The sequence below is a fragment of the Sphingomonas sandaracina genome (assembly GCF_036663695.1).
GTDB lineage: Bacteria > Pseudomonadota > Alphaproteobacteria > Sphingomonadales > Sphingomonadaceae > Sphingomonas.
This window is the reverse complement of the sequence record NZ_JAXOJK010000004.1, coordinates 184,578-202,780: the sequence shown is the minus strand read 5'-3', so window position 1 is coordinate 202,780 and position 18,203 is coordinate 184,578. Positions and strand designations below refer to the sequence as shown.

Annotated in this window: 15 protein-coding genes; all 15 read right to left on the bottom strand. The window is 66.2% G+C overall.

Features of this window, described 5'->3' with window-relative positions; genetic code table 11:
- Positions 1-117 precede the first annotated feature (117 nt).
- Entirely contained in the window at positions 118-1,176 is a 1,059-nt protein-coding gene (locus U1707_RS13810) for an AbrB family transcriptional regulator (RefSeq protein ID WP_332800653.1), read from the bottom strand.
- Positions 1,173-1,835, bottom strand: coding sequence for a spermidine synthase (locus tag U1707_RS13805; RefSeq protein WP_332800841.1), 663 nt, complete (start codon positions 1,833-1,835; stop codon positions 1,173-1,175). Before U1707_RS13805 ends, U1707_RS13810 begins: the two co-directional genes overlap by 4 nt.
- Positions 1,835-3,133, bottom strand: coding sequence for an Hsp70 family protein (locus U1707_RS13800; RefSeq protein WP_332800652.1), 1,299 nt, complete (start codon positions 3,131-3,133; stop codon positions 1,835-1,837). Before U1707_RS13800 ends, U1707_RS13805 begins: the two co-directional genes overlap by 1 nt.
- A gap of 224 nt (positions 3,134-3,357) precedes the next feature.
- On the bottom strand, positions 3,358-6,609 hold the full coding sequence (locus U1707_RS13795; RefSeq protein ID WP_332800651.1) for a PAS domain-containing protein: 3,252 nt from the start codon (positions 6,607-6,609) through the stop codon (positions 3,358-3,360).
- Between the two features lie 76 nt (positions 6,610-6,685).
- A complete protein-coding gene (locus U1707_RS13790; RefSeq protein WP_332800650.1) occupies positions 6,686-7,156 on the bottom strand; it encodes a YaiI/YqxD family protein in 471 nt (156 codons plus the stop codon).
- 219 nt (positions 7,157-7,375) lie between these two features.
- The gene (locus tag U1707_RS13785) at positions 7,376-9,145 is read right to left on the bottom strand and encodes a DEAD/DEAH box helicase (RefSeq protein ID WP_332800649.1); all 1,770 of its coding nucleotides are present in this window, start codon (positions 9,143-9,145) and stop codon (positions 7,376-7,378) included.
- Between the two features lie 56 nt (positions 9,146-9,201).
- Entirely contained in the window at positions 9,202-10,374 is a 1,173-nt protein-coding gene (locus tag U1707_RS13780) for a BaiN/RdsA family NAD(P)/FAD-dependent oxidoreductase (RefSeq protein ID WP_332800648.1), read from the bottom strand.
- A 475-nt stretch (positions 10,375-10,849) separates the two neighbouring features.
- Positions 10,850-11,032 (bottom strand): hypothetical protein, encoded by a 183-nt coding sequence (locus U1707_RS13775; protein ID WP_055881387.1) that lies wholly within the window; start codon positions 11,030-11,032, stop codon positions 10,850-10,852.
- Entirely contained in the window at positions 11,032-11,499 is a 468-nt protein-coding gene (locus U1707_RS13770) for a GreA/GreB family elongation factor (protein ID WP_332800647.1), read from the bottom strand. Before U1707_RS13770 ends, U1707_RS13775 begins: the two co-directional genes overlap by 1 nt.
- Before the next feature lie 22 nt (positions 11,500-11,521).
- Positions 11,522-12,265: an HAD-IIB family hydrolase gene (locus U1707_RS13765; RefSeq protein ID WP_332800646.1), complete on the bottom strand. Its 744-nt coding sequence runs from the start codon at positions 12,263-12,265 to the stop codon at positions 11,522-11,524.
- Positions 12,262-13,089, bottom strand: a complete 828-nt coding sequence (locus U1707_RS13760) for a Cof-type HAD-IIB family hydrolase (protein ID WP_332800645.1) — start codon at positions 13,087-13,089, stop codon at positions 12,262-12,264. The genes U1707_RS13765 and U1707_RS13760 overlap by 4 nt, the downstream gene beginning before the upstream one ends.
- Positions 13,086-14,069 (bottom strand): phosphogluconate dehydrogenase (NAD(+)-dependent, decarboxylating), encoded by a 984-nt coding sequence (gene gnd, locus U1707_RS13755; RefSeq protein WP_332800644.1) that lies wholly within the window; start codon positions 14,067-14,069, stop codon positions 13,086-13,088. Before gnd ends, U1707_RS13760 begins: the two co-directional genes overlap by 4 nt.
- 129 nt (positions 14,070-14,198) lie before the next feature.
- Positions 14,199-15,323 carry a transaldolase gene (tal, locus tag U1707_RS13750; RefSeq protein ID WP_332800643.1) on the bottom strand — a complete coding sequence of 375 codons (1,125 nt, stop codon included), beginning with the start codon at positions 15,321-15,323 and terminating at the stop codon, positions 14,199-14,201.
- The gene (tkt, locus tag U1707_RS13745) at positions 15,323-17,425 is read right to left on the bottom strand and encodes a transketolase (RefSeq protein WP_332800642.1); all 2,103 of its coding nucleotides are present in this window, start codon (positions 17,423-17,425) and stop codon (positions 15,323-15,325) included. Before tkt ends, tal begins: the two co-directional genes overlap by 1 nt.
- A 69-nt stretch (positions 17,426-17,494) precedes the next feature.
- Entirely contained in the window at positions 17,495-18,169 is a 675-nt protein-coding gene (rpiA, locus tag U1707_RS13740; RefSeq protein ID WP_332800641.1) for a ribose-5-phosphate isomerase RpiA, read from the bottom strand.
- Positions 18,170-18,203 lie beyond the last annotated feature (34 nt).

Below are 18,203 nucleotides of genomic sequence, written 5' to 3'. Positions count from 1 at the left end.
CCACAACCGTTCGTGCTGAGCGAAGTCGAAGCAACTGCGCGCGGTACCCACCCTTCGACTTCGCTCAGGGCGAACGGAGTTGGGGTTAGGGTTGGGGTTGGGCTGCCTAGAATAGACCTACGTCGGAATGACCGGCGGCGGCACCCCGCCCTGCCGCGTCGCCACGAACTTCGCGAGCGGCGGCCCGATCAGCAACACCCCCAGAAACCGCATCACCTGCAACGCCATCACGAACGGCACATCGACCGGGCTCGACGCGGCAATGATCGCGACCGAGTCCATCCCCCCGGGGCTCGTCGCGAGGTACGCGGTGACCGGATCGATCCCCCACCAGCGCGCCAACGCCGCCGCGATCCCGCCGCAGAACGCGATCAGCAGCGCCACCGACAGCAGGATCCGCGGCATCGCCTTGCCCGCGACCCGCAGCGTATCGCGCGTAAACGACAGTCCGATCCGCCACCCGACCACCGCATAGCTGATCGCGAGCAGCCATTGCGGCAACACCGGTTGCGCGACACCGGTGACGTTCAGCGCCGCGCCCGCCACCAGCGACCCGAGCAGCGCCCCCGCCGGCAGCTTCAACGCGACACCGACACCCGCACCGACGCCGGCGATCGCGATCGTCCTCAGCACCGCAATCGGGTCGACCGACGCGAACCATGTCGCGGTAACGTGGTGCCCGGTCCCGCCGCCGACCATCACCGCCGCCAGCACCGACGCGACCACCGCGACGCTCACGACCCGCGTGTAGGTCATCACCGCGACCAACCGCGAGTCCGCGCCGTAAGCCTGCGCCATCAACACCATCGCGCTGGCCGCACCCGGCGTCGATCCCCAGACCGCGACGGTACCCGGCAACACCTGCCACCGGCTCAAAAGATATCCGAGCACGCTGCTCGCCGCGAGTGTGACGACATTGACCATCAGGAACACCGGCCAGTGATCCGCCACCGTCGCGACGATCCCGGTAGTGATCGATCCCGCGATCAGCGTACCCACCGCCGCCTGCGCCGCACGAAACGCAGAAATAGGCACGGTCAGCGACCATCCCCGCACCGCCAGCACGACCGCCGCGACCATCGGCCCGAGCAGCAATCCCGCCGGCAGCCCGACCAGTTCCAGCGCCCCCGCGACCAGCGCCGACAGCGCGATCAACACGGTCCAGCGAACCATCATGCCTTGGTAGCGAACCAGATGATGTGGCGCGCGCCGCCTTTTCGCGTGGCGCGCGCGATCACTTCGTCGACGGCGAAGCCGGCTTCCGCGAGCCGCGTAGCGAACGGCTTGCTCGGCGCGGACGACCATACCGCAAGCACGCCGCCGGATCGCAACGCCGTGCGCGCCAGCGACAGACCCCGCGCGCCATAGAGCCGATCATTGCCAGGCCTGGAAATCCCGTCGGGACCATTGTCGACGTCGAGCAGGATTGCGTCCCAGTCGCCCTCGGCGATCGCCGCGGCGACGTCGCCCTCGACGATCCGGGTCCGCGGATCGGTCAGGCTGTCGCCGTGCAGCGCCGCCATCGGCCCGCGCGCCCATTCGACCACCGCCGGCACGATCTCCGCGACCGCCACCTCCGCGTCAGGACCGAGCCGCGCCAGCGCCGCGCGGAGTGTAAAGCCCATGCCTAGCCCCCCAATCAGCATCCGCACGCCGGGCCGGGCACCGATCCGGTCGCACGCCTGCTCGGCCAGCGCCTCTTCCGACCCGCTCAGCCGGCTGTTCATCAACTCGTTCGCGCCCAGCATAATCGAGAACTCGGTGCCACGCTGGAGCAGCCGCAACTCGCCGCCACCCGGCACCTGCGCCGTCCCGAGAAGAACCCGCGGGACCATCAGGCCGACCACGCTGCGATATCGTCCTGCTCGCCGATCAGCGCGAGTCCGTGTGCTATCGAGGTCAGTTCGCCGCCGCTCATGATCGCCGCTTCGCCGAACCGCTCGACGAAGATTCGGCGGATGCGCGGGATCAGCGACGACCCGCCGGTCAGGAACACGCGGTCGATCTCGCCGCCGCTGACGTTGGCGACCTCCAGTGCGCGGTCGACCGCCGCCTCGATCCGCACGACGTCGTCCGCGATCCAGCCCTCGAACTGCGCCCGCGTCACGTCCGCCTCGATCTCCAGCCCCGCGCCCGCAAAGTGGAAATGCGCATCTTCACCGCTCGACAGCGCGCGCTTGAGCGACCCGACCGCATCGTACAGCGGATAGCCCAGTTCGTTCTCGATCACCGCGATCATCCGCCCGATCGCATCCGGATCCACGGCGGTCTTCTGCAACCGCTCCAGCTCGGTCATCGTCTTGCGGTTGCGCATCAGCGCCAGCCGCGACCAGTCCGCAAAATCGGCGAAATACGCGCGCGGAATTTCCAGCTCCTTGCCGAAAGACTTGTACGCGCCGCCCTTCCCCAGCATCGGCAGCACCAGCCGGTCGAGGATGCGGTAATCGAACCGATCGCCCGCGATCCCCACGCCCGCATGCCCAAGCGGCGTACACCGTCGCGTTGCCCCCGGCTCGGCCACGCGGACCACAGAGAAGTCGCTCGTGCCGCCGCCGAAATCGGCCACCAGGATCGTCGCGGGCTCGGTTAGTCGCGTGGCGTAACTATAGGCGGCACCGAGCGGTTCGTAGACGTAATGGATTTCCGCGCCGAAGCCCTTGAACATCGCGTCGTAGCGCGTGCGCGCGAGCGCTTCGTCGGGCCGCGCGCCGGCATATTCGACCGGCCGCCCCACCACGATCCGGTGCGGCCGCGTGTCCAGTTTACCGCCGGCGTGCGAAATCAGTTTCTGGAGGAACAGCTGGCCCATTTCCTCGAACCGATAGCGTTTGTCGAAGACCGAGGCCTGTTCGAACGTCTTCATCGCCGCGACCGACTTGAACGACTGGATGAACCGGCTGTCGAGCGGATATTCCATATATTCGGCGATCGCCCACGGCCCCGCATCCGACGCCAGCCCCTTGCCGTCGTCGTCCTGCCAGAAGCACAGCGCCGAGCGGAACACCGGGCTCGTCTCGGCGGGGGCGGCGAACGTCACCAGTTCCGGGGTGCCACCATGCGTTCCCAGCGCCACGACGCTGTTGGTCGTGCCGAAATCCAGCCCCAGGGCGGGGCCGCCAGCGTCCGTCTGCATCGGCTCGTCCCTCAGTGAACGCGCGCCTATGCCGATGCGGAGGGCAGGATGGCAACCGGTAAAGTCGGTTTTCGCCCCGCCTTACCTCTCCAAAGCACCTCCCCGGCGAAGGTCGGAGCCCGGTTGGAAAATTGGCAGCAACGCCGCGCGGGCCTTCGTCAGCGACGTCTCCACTTGGACCCCGGCCTTCGCCGGGGAGGTAAACCCTATGGAAGCGCTGCCCTTTATCCGCCGATCATTGCCCGGATCCGGTTCGCCAGCACGTCGAGCGCGAACGGCTTGGTGATCATGTCCATCCCCGGGTCCAGAAAATCGCCGCGCACCGCCGCCTTCTCCGCATAGCCGGTGACGAACAGCACTTTCAGCCCCGGGCGATGCGCGCGCGCGATCTCGGCGACCTGCCGCCCGTTGATGCCCGGCAGGCCGACGTCGCTGACGAGCAGGTCGATCCGCTGGTCGCTTTCCAGGAACGGCACCGCGGCACGCCCGTCCGCCGCCTCCAGCACGCCGTACCCGAGGCCCTGCAACACATCGACGATCAGCATCCGTACCGCAGGATCGTCCTCGACCACGAGCACCCGCTCGCCGTCCGCGCGGGGCAGGTCGGCGTCGGCAGTATCCGCCGTCGCCTCCACCGCGCCGCGAAACCGGGGCAGGTACAGCTTGACGGTCGTCCCGCGCCCCTCCTCCGAATAGATCCGCACATGCCCGCCCGATTGCCGCGCGAAACCGTAGATCATCGACAGGCCCAGTCCCGTGCCCTGTCCGATCGGCTTGGTCGTGAAGAACGGATCGAACGCCTTGGCGATCACCGCTGCGTTCATGCCCGTACCCGTATCCGACACACCGATCACGACGAAATCGCCCGGCTCGAGATCGTCGATCGTCTCGGTATAATGCACGTCGAGATGCGCGTTCTCGGTCTCGATCGTGAGCAGCCCGCCCTCGGGCATCGCATCGCGCGCGTTGATCGCCAGGTTGAGCAACGCGCTTTCGAGCTGGTTCGCATCGGTATGCGCCGGCCAGATTCCCGGTCTGCGCCGGACCTCCAGCCCGGCATTCTCGCCGAGCGTCCGCCGGAGCAGATCCTCCATCCCGTCGACCAGATCGCCGACGTCCACCGCCTTCACGTCAAGCGACTGGCGACGCGAAAACGCGAGCAGCCGCTGCGTCAGACCCGCCGCACGGTTCGCAGACACCGTTGCCGCCTCGATATACCGGTCCACCCGTTCATGGCGCACGGCGGGCAGATTGCGCCGAACCATGTCCAGTCCGCCGATGATGCCGGTCAGCATGTTGTTGAAATCGTGTGCGATGCCGCCGGTGAGCTGGCCGACCGCCTCCATCTTCTGGGCCTGACGCAGCGCATCCTCCGCGCGCGCGAGCCGCGCTTCCCGATCCTTGTCGGCGGTGATGTCGCGCCCGACCGCGTTGATCATGCCGTCGCCCGGCTGTGCAGCCCAGTTGATCCACCGATAGCTGCCGTCCTTGCAGCGGTAGCGGTTGTCGATCCGCGTGATCACTTCGCCGCGCTCAAGGTCGGCCACTGCCCGACCGGTTTGACGGATATCGTCGGGGTGCAGCAGATCGAACAAGGGCTGCCCGATGATCTCCTCGATCGTCCAGCCGAGCACCACGGCCCACGCCGGATTCACCGCGACGATGGTACCGTCATATTTCGCCCGCAGCATGATGTCGGTCGACAGGTCCCATAACCGGTCGCGGTCGGCGGTGGAGGCGACGACGGCTTCCTCCAGCCCCTCATTGGCCTCGCGCAGCTGTCGCTCGACGGCCTTGCGCGCGGACTGATCGAGCAGCGCGCCGATCATGCGGACCGGCGCGCCATCGTCGTCGCGGATGAGATAGCCGCGATCGAGCACGTCGGCGTAACTGCCATCGGCCCGCACGAACCGGTATTCCTCGCTCCAGTCGCTGCCGCCGCCGTCGATCACGGCGTGGATGCTCGTTTCGATCCGGTCACGGTCGTCCGGATGGATGTGCGCGATCCACCAGTCGCCCGTCGGATCTACCGTCGAAAGCTCATGGCCATAGGCGGCCGTCAGCGCCTCGTTCCACAGCACATGGTTGCGGCGCAGATCCCAGTCCCAGATCGCATCGTTGGTCGCGCGGGCAGCCAGCCGCAGCCGCTCGCTCGTTTCGCGCAACACCGCCTGCGCCCGGCGATCCTCGGTCACGTCGACGACGGTACCGACCATCCGGATGATCTCGCGACCGTCGAAGAACGTCATACCGTTGGCGACCAGATGCCGTTCGAGACCGTCGTCGTGGCCGATCGTCCGATGCTCGATATCGAACCGGCGCGGACCGTCCGGATCGAACGCCACGCGGATCGCCGCTTCGACGCGGGCGAGGTCGTCGGGATGAACCGCTGCGCAGAAGATCGCGTGGTCGATCTGCGCCCCGGGAGGCAGCCCGAACAATTCGAGCGCGCGGTCGTCCCACGCGTACCGGCCCGTCCGCGCCCGGTAGTCGAACCTTCCGAGCCGCGCCACGCGGGTCGCAAGTTCGAATTCCCGACGGCTTTCGGCAAGCTCGAGGTCCTTGTGACGGCGTTCGCTGATGTCGTTGAACAGCACCGCGACCCGATTGGTACCGGGGGCATCCACGCGGTAGGCATGGACGTCGTACCAGCGCCCGTCGAAGGCGGTAGCCTGATCCTCGAACCGCGTTGATTCGCCGGTCGTCGCGACGCGCGCGTAGATCTCGTACCAGCGCTCTTCGAGATCGGGCACGAGATCGCGCATCCATTTGCCGACGACGTCGCTCAGCCCGGTCTCGCGTTCGAATGCCGCATTGGTCTCGATGAACCGGTAATCGATCGGACGATCGTCACCGAAGGCCAGTTCGATCAGACAGAATCCGGCATCGAGCGAATTGAACAACGAGCGGAATCGTTCTTCGCTCGCCTTGAGCGCGACATCGGCGCGACTCCGCTCGACCGCATCCGCCGTCCGCAGCGCAACGTCCTCGACGAGCGCGATATCGGCCGGCGTCCATAGCCGCGGCTCCGGCTCATGGACGTACAGGATCGCCGTCAGAACGTCATGCCGCACCAGCGGAAACACGATCAGCGCGCAGGCCCCGATGCTGGTCCACGCCGCGCCGTAATCGGGGTCGCTCGATCGCGGATCGGTATGGCAATCGTCGACGATCACGGTTTTTCCCGCACGAAGGTCGTCGAGCAGCCCCGTACCGAACGCACTCAGCAGCCGTGTCTCGCCCGCCAGGCTGCGCAGCGCGCCGCTCGTCCAGTCGCCGGCAATATGCAGCGCGGTGCCGTCCGGCACCACTTCGCCATATCCGCACCGCGCCACGCCGAGGTGAGACCCCAATGTCGCCGCCGATGCGGCCATGATCAGGTCTGGACGATCGAGCCCCCGCAACATATCGACCAGCGCCAGCTGAAACGCTTGTCGCGCCAGCAATTCGTCACGATCGAGGAGATGCGATTGCATCGCCGATCCCTGCCCAAACCCCGCCGATAAGTCGAGCGATATGCAGGATAAACGGCGCTTCGAAACGGGGGCTGGCTCAGCCTCGCTTCAGGCGCACCAGGGCTGCATCCAGCGCGGACAGGAACGCGGAGCGGTCGGTCTTGGAGAACGGCGCCGGCCCGCCGACGATGTCGCCGCCCGCGCGCAGATCCGCCATGATCGCGCGCGTCGCGATCGCGCCACCGATCGAGCTGGTGGTGAAGGGTTTGCCGGTGTTGGCGAGCACGGTCGCGCCCGCCTTCACGCAGCGGTCGGCAAGCAGGATGTCGGCCGTGATCACCACCGACTTCGCATCGGCCTGTTCGGCGATCCAGTCGTCGGCGGCATCGAACCCGTCGCTGACCACGACGCGGTTGATCAGCGGATGTACGGGGATGCGGAAATGGCTGTTCGCGACGATCGTCACGGGCACCTCGTGGCGCCACGCGACCTTGTAGATCTCGTCCTTCACCGGACACGCGTCGGCGTCGACGAGGATGCGGATCGCGGGTGCAGGCAAGTTCGTCATCGACATCTCACGAACCGCCCTACCCGCCCCGTCATCCTGACGAAAGTCAGGACCCAGGATCAAGCAAGGCGGGGCTCCTTACTCTGGATCCTGACTTTCGTCAGGATGACGGAACTGGAGGGGGCCAGCGCCCTCGTTCGCCCTGAGCGGAGTCGAAGGGTGCGCCCCAAACCGGGATGCTTCGACTTCGCTCAGCACGAACGGGGGATGGCAGGTCGCTCAGCTCCGCTCGCGATTGCCGCGATACGGCGGCTTGCGCGCCGGTGCCGGACCGCCACGCGGTGCCGCACGGTGCAGCGTCGAGCGCGGGCCGCTCGCATTGCTGCGACCGCCACCGCCGCCGTCATGCCGAGCGCCGCTCTCGGGCGCGCCCTGCATCGCCTCGATCGCTACGCCGCTTTCTTCCTCGCCGGCCTGCGCCGTGCGCTGGATCGCCGCCGAGAAGCGGGCGGCAACAGTACGAGGAATCTCGAACGCGGTCTCGTTCGGGCCAATGCGGATCGCACCGATCTCGGACTTGGTGATGTGCCCGCGACGGCAGATCAGCGGCAGAATCCAGCGCGGATCGGCGTTCTGGCGACGGCCGATGTCCATCCGGAACCAGACGGTGTCCTCGAACCCGGCGCGCGGCCCCTGCGAACGATCGTCCTGCGTCGGCTGCTTGCTCTGGTCGATCAGATCCTCGGCCTGCGGCATCGTCGCGCGGTGCATGTGCACCAGCGCGGCGGCGATATCCTCAGGGGTCTTCTCGGCCATCAGGCGGACGGCGAGCGCGCGATCCTCCTCCTCGACCTCGACCGGCTGCAACAGCATGCCGATCAGGCGCTCGTGGTCGTTCTTGCGGATGTCCTCGGCGGTCGGGGCGTTGACCCACTCCGCGTTGATCTTGGCCCCACGGAGCATCATCTCGACGCGACGGCGACGCGGGAACGGCACGATCAGGACGGCGGTGCCCTTCTTGCCCGCACGACCGGTACGACCCGAGCGATGCTGGAGCGTTTCGGCATCGCGCGGCAGTTCGACATGCACGACGAGGCTGAGCGTCGGCAGATCGATGCCGCGCGCAGCGACGTCGGTGGCGACGCAAACCCGCGCGCGACGGTCACGCAGTGCCTGAAGCGCCGCGTTACGCTCATTCTGCGAATGCTCGCCCGACAGCGCGACGGCGGCAAAGCCACGCTCGACCAGGCTCGCATGCAGGTGACGCACGTTGTCACGAGTGGCGCAGAACAGCATCGCCGTCTCCGCCTCGTGGAAGCGCAGCAGGTTGATCACCGCATGCTCGATCTCGGACGGCGAGACCGTGACGGCCTGGTACGAGATGTCGCCATGACCGCGATCCTCGCCGACGGTCGAAATCCGCAGCGCGTCCTTCTGGTAGCGCTTGGCGAGCGCGACGATCGGCCGCGGCATCGTTGCCGAGAACAACAGCGTGCGGCGTGCTTCGGGCGACGCATCGAGGATCTGCTCGAGGTCTTCGCGGAAGCCCATGTCGAGCATCTCGTCGGCCTCGTCGAGCACAGCGACCTTCAGGGCCGACAGGTCGAGCGCGCCACGCTCGAGGTGATCGCGCAGACGGCCCGGCGTGCCGACGACGATATGCGCGCCGTGCGCGAGCGAACGACGCTCCTTCGAGGCGTCCATCCCGCCGACGCAGGTCGAAATGCGCGCACCGGCCTTGGCATAGAGCCACATCAGCTCGCGGCTGACCTGGAGCGCGAGCTCGCGAGTCGGCGCGATGCACAGGACGAGCGGCTTGTGCGGCGCGGGCAGGCGCTGGACGCCGTCCTCACCCGCTTCACCGAGCAGTTCGCCGGCCATCGCCAGGCCGAACGCGACGGTCTTGCCCGAGCCGGTCTGCGCCGACACGACGAGGTCGCGACCGATCGCATTGTCCTCGATCACATGAGCCTGGACGGGGGTGAGCGCGGTATAGCCACGCGCTTCGAGCGCCTCGGAAAGAAGCGACGGAATATTTGTAAAAGGCATGTACGTCCTAATTGGTGGCCGGCTTACGCAACGGCAAGGCACTGGCGTGGTGGTCCCTACAGGACTTGACCCGCGGCCCACCCGCTCGCCCATGCCCATTGGAAGTTGTAGCCGCCGAGCCACCCTGTGACATCGACCGCTTCGCCGACTGCATACAGCATTGGTACGCGTTTGGCTTGCATTGTTTGCGATGACAGTTCCGCGGTGCTGATTCCGCCCGCCGTGACCTCGGCCTTGGCATAGCCTTCGGAGCCATTCGGCATGAATTGCCAATGGCTTAGCGCGCGTTCGGCGTCCTGGAGTTTCCGGTCGGTGAGCGTGGAAATCTCGTTCGTCATGCCCAAACGCTCGCTCAAAGTCTCCGCGAGTCGGTCCGGAAGCGTGTTTCCGAGCAGTTTCCGGAGAGTCGCGCGCGGAGTGGTACGCTTGGCGGTGGGAAGCCAGCCGGACGCGCGGTCGGGGAGGAAATCGATGCCGACGGGCTGGCCGTGGCGCCAATAGGACGACACTTGCAGGATCGCCGGGCCGGACAGACCGCGATGCGTGAACAGCGCGGCCTCGCGAAACGCGGTCTTGCCGGCGGTGGCGACGACCTCGGCGGCGACTCCGGACAATTCGCGGAACAACGTCTCGTCCCCGCCGAGCGTCAGCGGGACGAGTGCGGGGCGTGGCTCGACCACCTTCAACCCGAACTGCCGCGCGAGGTCATAGGCGAACCCGGTTGCGCCCATCTTCGGGATCGACGGGCCACCGGTGGCGATGACGAGCGCAGGGGCGGTGACGGTGCGGTCGTCGAGCGACACGCGGTATCGGCCGTCTGCGTGTTCGACATTGGTTATTGGGCGACCGAGCAACAGGTCGACACGGCCCTTGTCGCATTCGTCGAGCAGCATCTCGACGATCTGTTTCGCGGAGCCATCGCAGAAGAGTTGCCCGAGCGTCTTCTCGTGCCACGCGATGCCGTAGGATTCGACGAGCGCGAGGAAATCCTGCGCGGTGTAGCGGCCGAGCGCGGACTTGGCGAAATGCGGGTTGGCGGAGAGGTAGCGGTCGGCGGCGGTGTGGACGTTGGTGAAATTACACCGTCCGCCGCCGGAGATCAGGATCTTCTTGCCGGCTTGGTCCGCGTGATCGACGAGCAGGACCTTCCGCCCGCGCTGGCCTGCGACGGCGGCGCACATGAGGCCGGCCGCACCTGCACCGAGGATGATCGCGTCGTAGTCGGACAAGTATCGCTCCGTGCGGCTCGGGTCAGCAGCCGCCAATCAAGAATGTTTCCCCGCGAAGGCGGGGACCCAGACTGGGCTCCCGCCTTCGCGGGAGAACAAGGGGTGGCCCCTGTAGCGCGTTCGGGATCGGCCACATAGGTGGTGCCCTACGGTTGGGTCTATCAACCCGACAACCCCGAATGGCACCACCCCGGCGAAGGCCGGGGCCCAATTGGGGGACAGCAATGATGCAGGTTACGCTCCGTTACAGCGACCTCTCCAATTGGGCCCCGGCCTCCGCCGGGGTGGTATATGGAATAGCGACGGTCTCAGACGGTCTCAGACGGTCCAGTGGAGCATGTGGGGGCGCGCACCTTCTGCTCCCTCTCCCCTCCGGGGAGAGGGTCGGGGTGAGGGGCAGCCAAGCAGTGCATCGCCCGGAACAGCCCCTCACCCAACCCTCTCCCCGGAGGGGAGAGGGCTAAGGATCCATAAACTACCGCAACTTGGCGATATTCAACGAATCTTCCTTCGCCCGCACCTTCACCGACTCCTCGCTCCGGGTCAGCGCCTTGGCGATCGCCTTCAGCGCCATACCCTTCTTGGCTAGCGTATGCAGCTTCTGGATCTCGTCCTGCGTCCATGCCTGGCGATGCCGTTCGAATTTCGCTTCAGCCATCAGCCGTCATCCCTGTCGATCGCCAGAACCTCGATCGCATCCGCCTTGTCCGCAAACGCGACCGACTCGCCGACCGCAGCCCCCATCAGCGCACGCGCCAACGGGGCCGAGAACGCCAGCCGGTCCTCACCAGGCTCGGCCTCGTCGCCACCGACGATGGTGATGACCCGGTCCGCCCCGTTCATCCGCACCCGCACGCGCGAGCCGATTCCCACCTCGTCCGCCTCGGGCTCGGGCGCGATCTCGGCGGTCGTCTGGCGCGTATGCCAATAGCGCAGGTCGCGCAGCAACGGCTTGCGCGCTTCCTCGTCCGTCTCGGCCGCGACCGCCGCCTCAATCTCGGTCACCCGCTCGCCAATCAACCGCAACCCCCGCGCCGTGACCAGATTGGGCCCCGGCGCGATCGGCTGTTCGAACTTCGGTTCGAGATGTTCCTCGTCACTCTCGCGACGGAACGCGACGCTCACGCTCTTGCTACAAGAAGAAGGCTCACTTCAGGCATGCGACGATCCCGGCGATCGCCGCCAGCGTGCCGTCGACATTCTTGACCTTCACGACGTCGAGCCCGAGCTGCTCCGCCGGATAATCGTTGCCGCCCGGGAAGATCGCGTCGCCGATGAACATCATCTTGTCGAGCGCGATGCCGCTGGCTTCGTTGAGCTTCTTCAGCCCGTACGCCTTGTCGACACCCTCACGCGTGATGTCGATCGAGGTCGCGCCGCCCATGTTGATCGACAGCCCTGGCAGGCGCTTACGCAGATCGGCCTGGATGACCTTGCGCTTGGCGAAGTCCGGATCCCAGCTGTGCTTGGCGTCGATCGGCGCTTCCTGGCCGAGTGCCGAGAACGTGATCTGGCTGCCACGATCCTCGATCCGCTCGCCCCAGGTCTGCTCGGGCACGAAGCCAGTAGCCTCCAACGACTCGTCGAACGCCTTCAGGATCTTCTGCTTCTCGTCGTCCTCGAACAGCTCGGCATAGACCGCGCGCCATTCGTCGTCGAACCGGTACAGCTTGGTACCCGTCGTCGGCATCAGCCACAACTTGGTACGGTCCGCGCGCTCGGGCAGGCGGCTCGCGACCTGCTTTTCGAACTGCGGCCAGTCGCCGCCCGAGATCACCGCGACATGCGCGACGTCGAGCAGGTTCGCCAGCGCCTCGCCCATCGGCTCCTGCAAGGGCTGCTTGCTCTCGGCCAGCGTTCCATCGAGGTCGAAGGCAACCAGGTCTTTCATGCGGAAACTCCAGTAAGTATGAACGTATCGATCGCGTGTGCGACGCCGTCGGCATCGTTAGCGGTGGTGATCTCGTGCGCCACATCGCGAACGGCCTGCGGCGCGTTGCCCATGGCGATAGCCAAACCGGCCCGCTTCAGCATCGCGATATCGTTGGCCTGATCGCCGATCGCGGCGGTCTGCGTCAAGCTGATGCCGAACGCATCCGCCAGTTCCTCGACCCCGCTGCCCTTGTTGCCGGCGACCGGCGTGATGTCGAGATAATAGGTCTGCGACTGGACGATCGTCGCTTGGCGGTCGAATTTCGCCGCGACCTTCGCATGCAGATCGCGCAACAGGTCTTCGTCGTCACTGACGAACGTCACCTTGTCGGCCTTGGCGAGCAGGTCGGTGAAGTCGGAAACGATCACCGGGTCCTGCGCGGATGCCTTGCGCTCGCTGCCGACATGACCGCCCTGATCGGTGCTGGCGTACCAAACGTCACCGGCGAAGAACCACGTATCGACCGGCGCATCGCCGATGATCTCCATCGCGCCGCGCACGACATCGACGTCGATCATGTGGTGTTCGATCACGGTGCCGTCGCGCTTGAACACGATCCCGCCGTTGAACGCACCCATCGGCTCGTCGATGCCGAGCAGGTCCGCGATCGGCATCATCCCCGAGCGCGGCCGGGCGCTGATGATGGTGAAGCCGAGGCCCGCCGCCTTCAGCCGCTCGACGGCGTCGACGGTGGCGGGCGTGACCTTCTTCTGCTTGTCGACGAGCGTGCCGTCGACATCGGAGACCAGCAGCTTGATCTCACCGCTTAATGCAACGCTCACTGCGGCATCTCCACATGACCGCCAAAGCCATAGCGCATCGCCGACAGCAACTTGTCGCCGAACGTGTGATCCACGCGGCTGCGATAGCGCGCATACAGCGCGGCGCTCAGCACGTTGGCCGGTACCTTCTCCTCCATCGCCGCGTCGATCGTCCACTGGCCCTCGCCCGAGTCCGCGACGCTGCCGCTGAACCCTTCGAGCGTGCCGTCCTTCGCCAGCGCGATCGCCGACAGGTCGAGCAGCCACGACGAGATCACGCTGCCGCGACGCCAGACTTCGGCGACGTCGGTCAGGTTGATGTCGAACCTTTGGTCCTCCGCGACATGCTCGCCGGACTTGCCCTTGAGGATGTCGAAGCCCTCGGCATAGGCCTGCATCAGCCCGTACTCGATGCCGTTATGGACCATCTTGACGAAGTGGCCGGCGCCCGGAGGGCCGGCATGGATATAGCCCTTCTCGGCGCGCGGATCGGCTTGACCTTCAACGCGGCCCGGCGTGCGGACGATAGTGCCGATGCCCGGCGCAAGCGTCTCGAAGATCGGATCGAGCAGGTCGACCGTGTCCTTCTCGCCGCCGATCATCATGCAATAGCCGCGTTCGAGACCCCAGACGCCGCCGGACGTGCCGACATCGACGTAGCGGATGCCCTTCTCGGCGAGTTCCTTCGCGCGACGGACGTCGTCCTTGTAGAAGCTGTTGCCGCCGTCGATGATGATGTCGCCCGCGGACGCCTTGGCGGCGATCGCCTGGACGGTCTGCTCGGTCGGCTCGCCCGCCGGCACCATGACCCACCAGATCGCCGGGGTGTCGAGCTTGGCGTGCATGTCGTCGAGCGAGTCCGCGCCGATCGCGCCGTCGGCGGCGAGCTTCTTCACGGCTTCGGCGTCGCGGTCGAAGGCGACGACTTCGTGGCCGTTCTTCATCAACCGGCGCGCGATATTGCCGCCCATCCGGCCGAGGCCGATCAGTCCGATCTTCATGGATATCATTCCTTACTTGCCCCCTCTCCCCTCCGGGGAGAGGGTTGGGGTGAGGGGTAGTTGGGGAGGGTAGCGCTCGCGGCGCCCCTCACCCCGACCCTCTCCCCAACGGGGAGAGGGAGCAGAAGGTTACGCCGTCGCGGGCTGCTTCTTCGCGATCGAGCCAAGCAGGTCGTCGAACGCCTTCACGAACGACGCGACGCCCTCTTCGACCAGCTTGCCGGTCACGCCGTTGAGGTCGAGCCCCAGCCGCTCGGCTTCCGCCAGCACATGCTTGGCCGCATCCACGTCCTGCGTGATCGTCTCCGCCGCCGTGCCGTGGTCGCGGAACGCATCCATCGTCTTCGGCGGCATCGTGTTGACCGTGTCCTTGCCGATCAGCGTGTCGATGTAGAGCGTGTCGGGATAGCTAGGATCCTTAACGCCGGTCGACGCCCACAGCAGACGCTGCGGCTGCGCACCCTTGGCAGCGAGCGCCTGCCAGCGATCCGACTTCAGGAAGTCGAGATACCATTGATACGCCATCTTCGCGTTGGCGATCGCCACCTTGCCGCGGATCGCCTTCAGCGCCTCGGCCTCGGGATCGCCCTTCTCGACGCGCGCATCGATCTCCTTGTCGATCGACGCATCGATACGGCTCACGAAGAAGCTGGCGACGCTGGCGATCTTATCTATCGGCTGGCCCTGGCGAACCCGCTCCTCGAGCCCCATCGCATAGGCCTCGGCGACGCGGATATAGGCGTCGAGCGCGAACAGCAGCGTGACGTTGACGTTGATCCCGCTCGCGATCGTCGACGCGATCGCCGGTCCGCCCGCGAGCGTACCCGGAATCTTGATCATCAGGTTCGGCCGGTCGACCGCAGCCCACAGCTTCTTCGCCTCGGCGATCGTCGCATCGGTGTCGTCCGAGATATACGGCGACACTTCCAGGCTGACATAGCCATCCTTCGCGTCGAGCTTGTCGTAGACCGGCTTCAACGTCTCCGCCGCCGCCTTGATGTCCTGGATCGCGAGATGCTCGTAGCGATCGATCGTCGCCGCGCCAGCATGCTCCTTGTCGTACTTCGCCAGCGTCGAGTCATAGGCGTCGCCATGACCCATCGCCTTTTCGAAGATCGACGGGTTCGACGTGACGCCGGTCAGGCCGTCCTCGTCGACCAGCTTCTGTAGGCCACCGGCCTCCAGGAACTTCCGGTCGACGAAATCGAGCCATACCGCCTGGCCGAAGCCTTCGAGATCGTTGAGCGCACCCATCACTTGGTCTCCATCACTTGGCGGGCGACCTTGACGACATTGTCGACGGTGAACCCGAACTTGTCCTGCAGCTTGGCGAGCGGTGCCGAAGCCCCGAAGGTCGACATCGTCACGGTCGCGCCGTCGAGCCCGACATAGCGGTCCCAACCGATCGACCCGGCCATCTCGACCGCAACGCGCGCGCGCACTTCGCGCGGCAACACGCTTTCCTTGTACGCGGCGTCCTGCAATTCGTAGCGATACCAGCTCGGCATCGACACGACCCGGCTCTTCACGCCGTCCGCCTTGAGCTTCTCGTGCGCCTCGACGACCAGCGACACTTCACTGCCGGTCGCGATCAGGATCACGTCGGGCGTGCCCCCGTCTTCACTGGCACTGTCCGCAAGGACATAGCCGCCCTTCTCGAGCCCATCGGCGCTTGCGTACTTGGTCCGGTCGAGCGTCGGCAAAGCCTGGCGCGACATGATCAGCGCAGCCGGCGTGCTGGCATCCTTCAGGACAGCCTTCCACGCCGCGACGACTTCGTTCGCGTCGCTCGGACGGATCATGTCGAGGCCGGGGATCGCGCGCAGTGTCGACAGATGCTCGATCGGCTGATGCGTCGGGCCGTCCTCGCCGACCCCGATCGAGTCGTGCGTGAACACCCAGATCGCGCCGACCTCCATGATCGCCGACAAGCGCACCGGCGCGCGCATGTAATCGGCGAACACCAGGAAGGTCGAGCCGTAGGAGCGCAGATGCGACAGCGCCATGCCGTTGACGATCGCGCCCATGCCATGTTCGCGGATACCGAAATGGAAGTTTCGGCCGGCGTAATTGTCGGCCTCGAACGAGGGCTGACCCTTGATGTCGGTCTTGGTCGACGGCGCGAGATCGGCCGAACCACCGATCAGCCATGGCACCTTCGCCGCGATCGCGTTGAGCACCTTGCCGCCGGAGTCACGGCTGGCGACGCCCTTGGCATCCGCCTCGAACGTCGGGATGTCGGCATCCCAGCCCTCGGGCAGCTCGTCCTTGAGCAGCAGGTCGAGCTCGGCAGACAGCTCAGGGTAGGCGCCCCGGTACTTGTCGGTCAGCGCGACCCACTCGTCGCGCAGCTTGGCGCCACGCCCGGCGATCGCACCGTTGAAATGCTCGATCACGCCATCCGGCACGTAGAACGACTTGTCCTCGGGCCAACCGTAAGCCTGCTTGGTGAGGCGGATATTTTCCTCGCCGAGCGGCTCGCCGTGCGCCTTCTCGCTGCCCGCCTTGGGGCTGCCGTAACCGATCACCGAATGCACGACGATGAAGGTCGGCTTGTCGTTGGTGGCCTTGAACGTCTCGATGGCGCGGCTCAGCGCCTCGGTATCGTTCGCGTCGTCAACATGGATGACGTTCCAGCCATAGGCGTCGAAGCGCAGGCCGACATCCTCGTTGAACGCCAGATCAGTCGCGCCCTCGATCGAGATGTGGTTGCTGTCGTAGATCCAGCACAGATTGCTGAGCTTCAGATGCCCGGCCATGCTCGCCGCCTCGGCCGAGACGCCCTCCATCATGTCGCCGTCGCCACAGATCGTGTAGACGTCATGATCGAACAGCGTGAAGCCGTCCTTGTTGTAGCGCGCCGCGAGCCATCGCTCGGCGATCGCCATGCCGACCGAATTACCGCAACCCTGCCCCAGCGGACCCGTGGTGGTCTCGACGCCGGTGGTATGGCGATATTCGGGATGGCCGGGGGTCTTGGACGAAAGCTGGCGGAACTGCTCGATATCCTCGAGGCTCACGGCTTCCTTGCCGGTCTTGTTGCCCTCGGCGTCGATCTCTTCGATCTTGGCGAGGTGGATCAGCGAATAGAGCAGCATCGACGCATGGCCGACCGACAGCACGAAACGGTCGCGGTTGGGCCAGTCGGCGTGCTTGGGATCATAGCGCAGAAACTTCGACCAGAGCGTGTAACCGACCGGTGCCAGCGCCATCGGCGTGCCGGGATGCCCCGAATTGGCCTTCTGGACCGCGTCCATCGACAACGTGCGGATGGTATCGATCGCCAGACGCTCGGGGGAGCCGTCCTCGTGCAGCATGGGGTCCGCCTTGGGGACGGCGGTTGCGGTATCGGTCATGGAAGAAGCCTCGCTCTAGACGGTGACCGAACGCCGCGCATCCGATCTGGTTGCCAACATAGGATACCTTTAGTCGGATGCACCCGTCCGTTCCAGTCGCGTAACGACGCCGTTCCTTGCAATGTACGCGGCGTCGACCTCGTCGAGGAACAGCCCGTGGCCGAGAATGCCGGGGATCGCGGCAAGCGTGGCGGCGGTCGCGTGGGGGTCCTCGAGGCCGGCGAAATGGCAGTCGACGACGAGATTGCCTTGGTCCGTCCGGTAGTTGCCGCGCACAACCGGTGCTGCGCCCATGTCGGTCAGGACACGCATCACATAGGCTTCGGCGAACGGCAGCACCTCGACCGGCAGCTTGGCGGCACCGATCCGGTCGACGCGTTTCGAGCCGTCCGCGATCACGACCATCCGTGCCGAGCTTGCGGCGACGATCTTTTCCCGCAACATCGCCCCGCCTGCGCCCTTGATCGCGAAGCAGCGCGAGTCGATCTCGTCCGCGCCGTCGATCGTGAGGTCGACATGGGCGATGTCGGCGAAATCGAGGACGTCGATGCCGACCTCCCGCGCAAGTTTGTCGCTGGCGTCGGACGTGACGACCGCGCGGATCGCCAAGCCCTCCGCCACGCGCTCGCCCAGCGCCAGGATCGCAAACACCGCGGTCGAGCCGGTCCCGAGCCCGACGAGCATCCCGTCGCGAACTTCAGCCACGGCAGCAACGGCCGCCGCCTTCTTGTCGTCGTCGATCATTGCAGCAGCCTCAAAAATGCCCGTCCTGACGAAC

Bases quoted from the DNA above. Each gene is read 5' to 3' on its own strand.
- U1707_RS13810 (WP_332800653.1), bottom strand. From the start codon at position 1,176: ATGATGGTTCGCTGGACCGTGTTGATCGCGCTGTCGGCGCTGGTCGCG.
- gnd (WP_332800644.1), bottom strand. From the start codon at position 14,069: ATGAAGATCGGACTGATCGGCCTCGGCCGGATGGGCGGCAATATCGCG.
- U1707_RS13785 (WP_332800649.1), bottom strand. From the start codon at position 9,145: ATGCCTTTTACAAATATTCCGTCGCTTCTTTCCGAGGCGCTCGAAGCG.
- U1707_RS13765 (WP_332800646.1), bottom strand. From the start codon at position 12,265: ATGAAAGACCTGGTTGCCTTCGACCTCGATGGAACGCTGGCCGAGAGC.
- rpiA (WP_332800641.1), bottom strand. From the start codon at position 18,169: ATGATCGACGACGACAAGAAGGCGGCGGCCGTTGCTGCCGTGGCTGAA.
- U1707_RS13775 (WP_055881387.1), bottom strand. From the start codon at position 11,032: ATGGCTGAAGCGAAATTCGAACGGCATCGCCAGGCATGGACGCAGGAC.
- U1707_RS13790 (WP_332800650.1), bottom strand. From the start codon at position 7,156: ATGACGAACTTGCCTGCACCCGCGATCCGCATCCTCGTCGACGCCGAC.
- tkt (WP_332800642.1), bottom strand. From the start codon at position 17,425: ATGACCGATACCGCAACCGCCGTCCCCAAGGCGGACCCCATGCTGCAC.
- tal (WP_332800643.1), bottom strand. From the start codon at position 15,323: ATGGGTGCGCTCAACGATCTCGAAGGCTTCGGCCAGGCGGTATGGCTC.
- U1707_RS13800 (WP_332800652.1), bottom strand. From the start codon at position 3,133: ATGCAGACGGACGCTGGCGGCCCCGCCCTGGGGCTGGATTTCGGCACG.
- U1707_RS13795 (WP_332800651.1), bottom strand. From the start codon at position 6,609: ATGCAATCGCATCTCCTCGATCGTGACGAATTGCTGGCGCGACAAGCG.
- U1707_RS13805 (WP_332800841.1), bottom strand. From the start codon at position 1,835: ATGGTCCCGCGGGTTCTTCTCGGGACGGCGCAGGTGCCGGGTGGCGGC.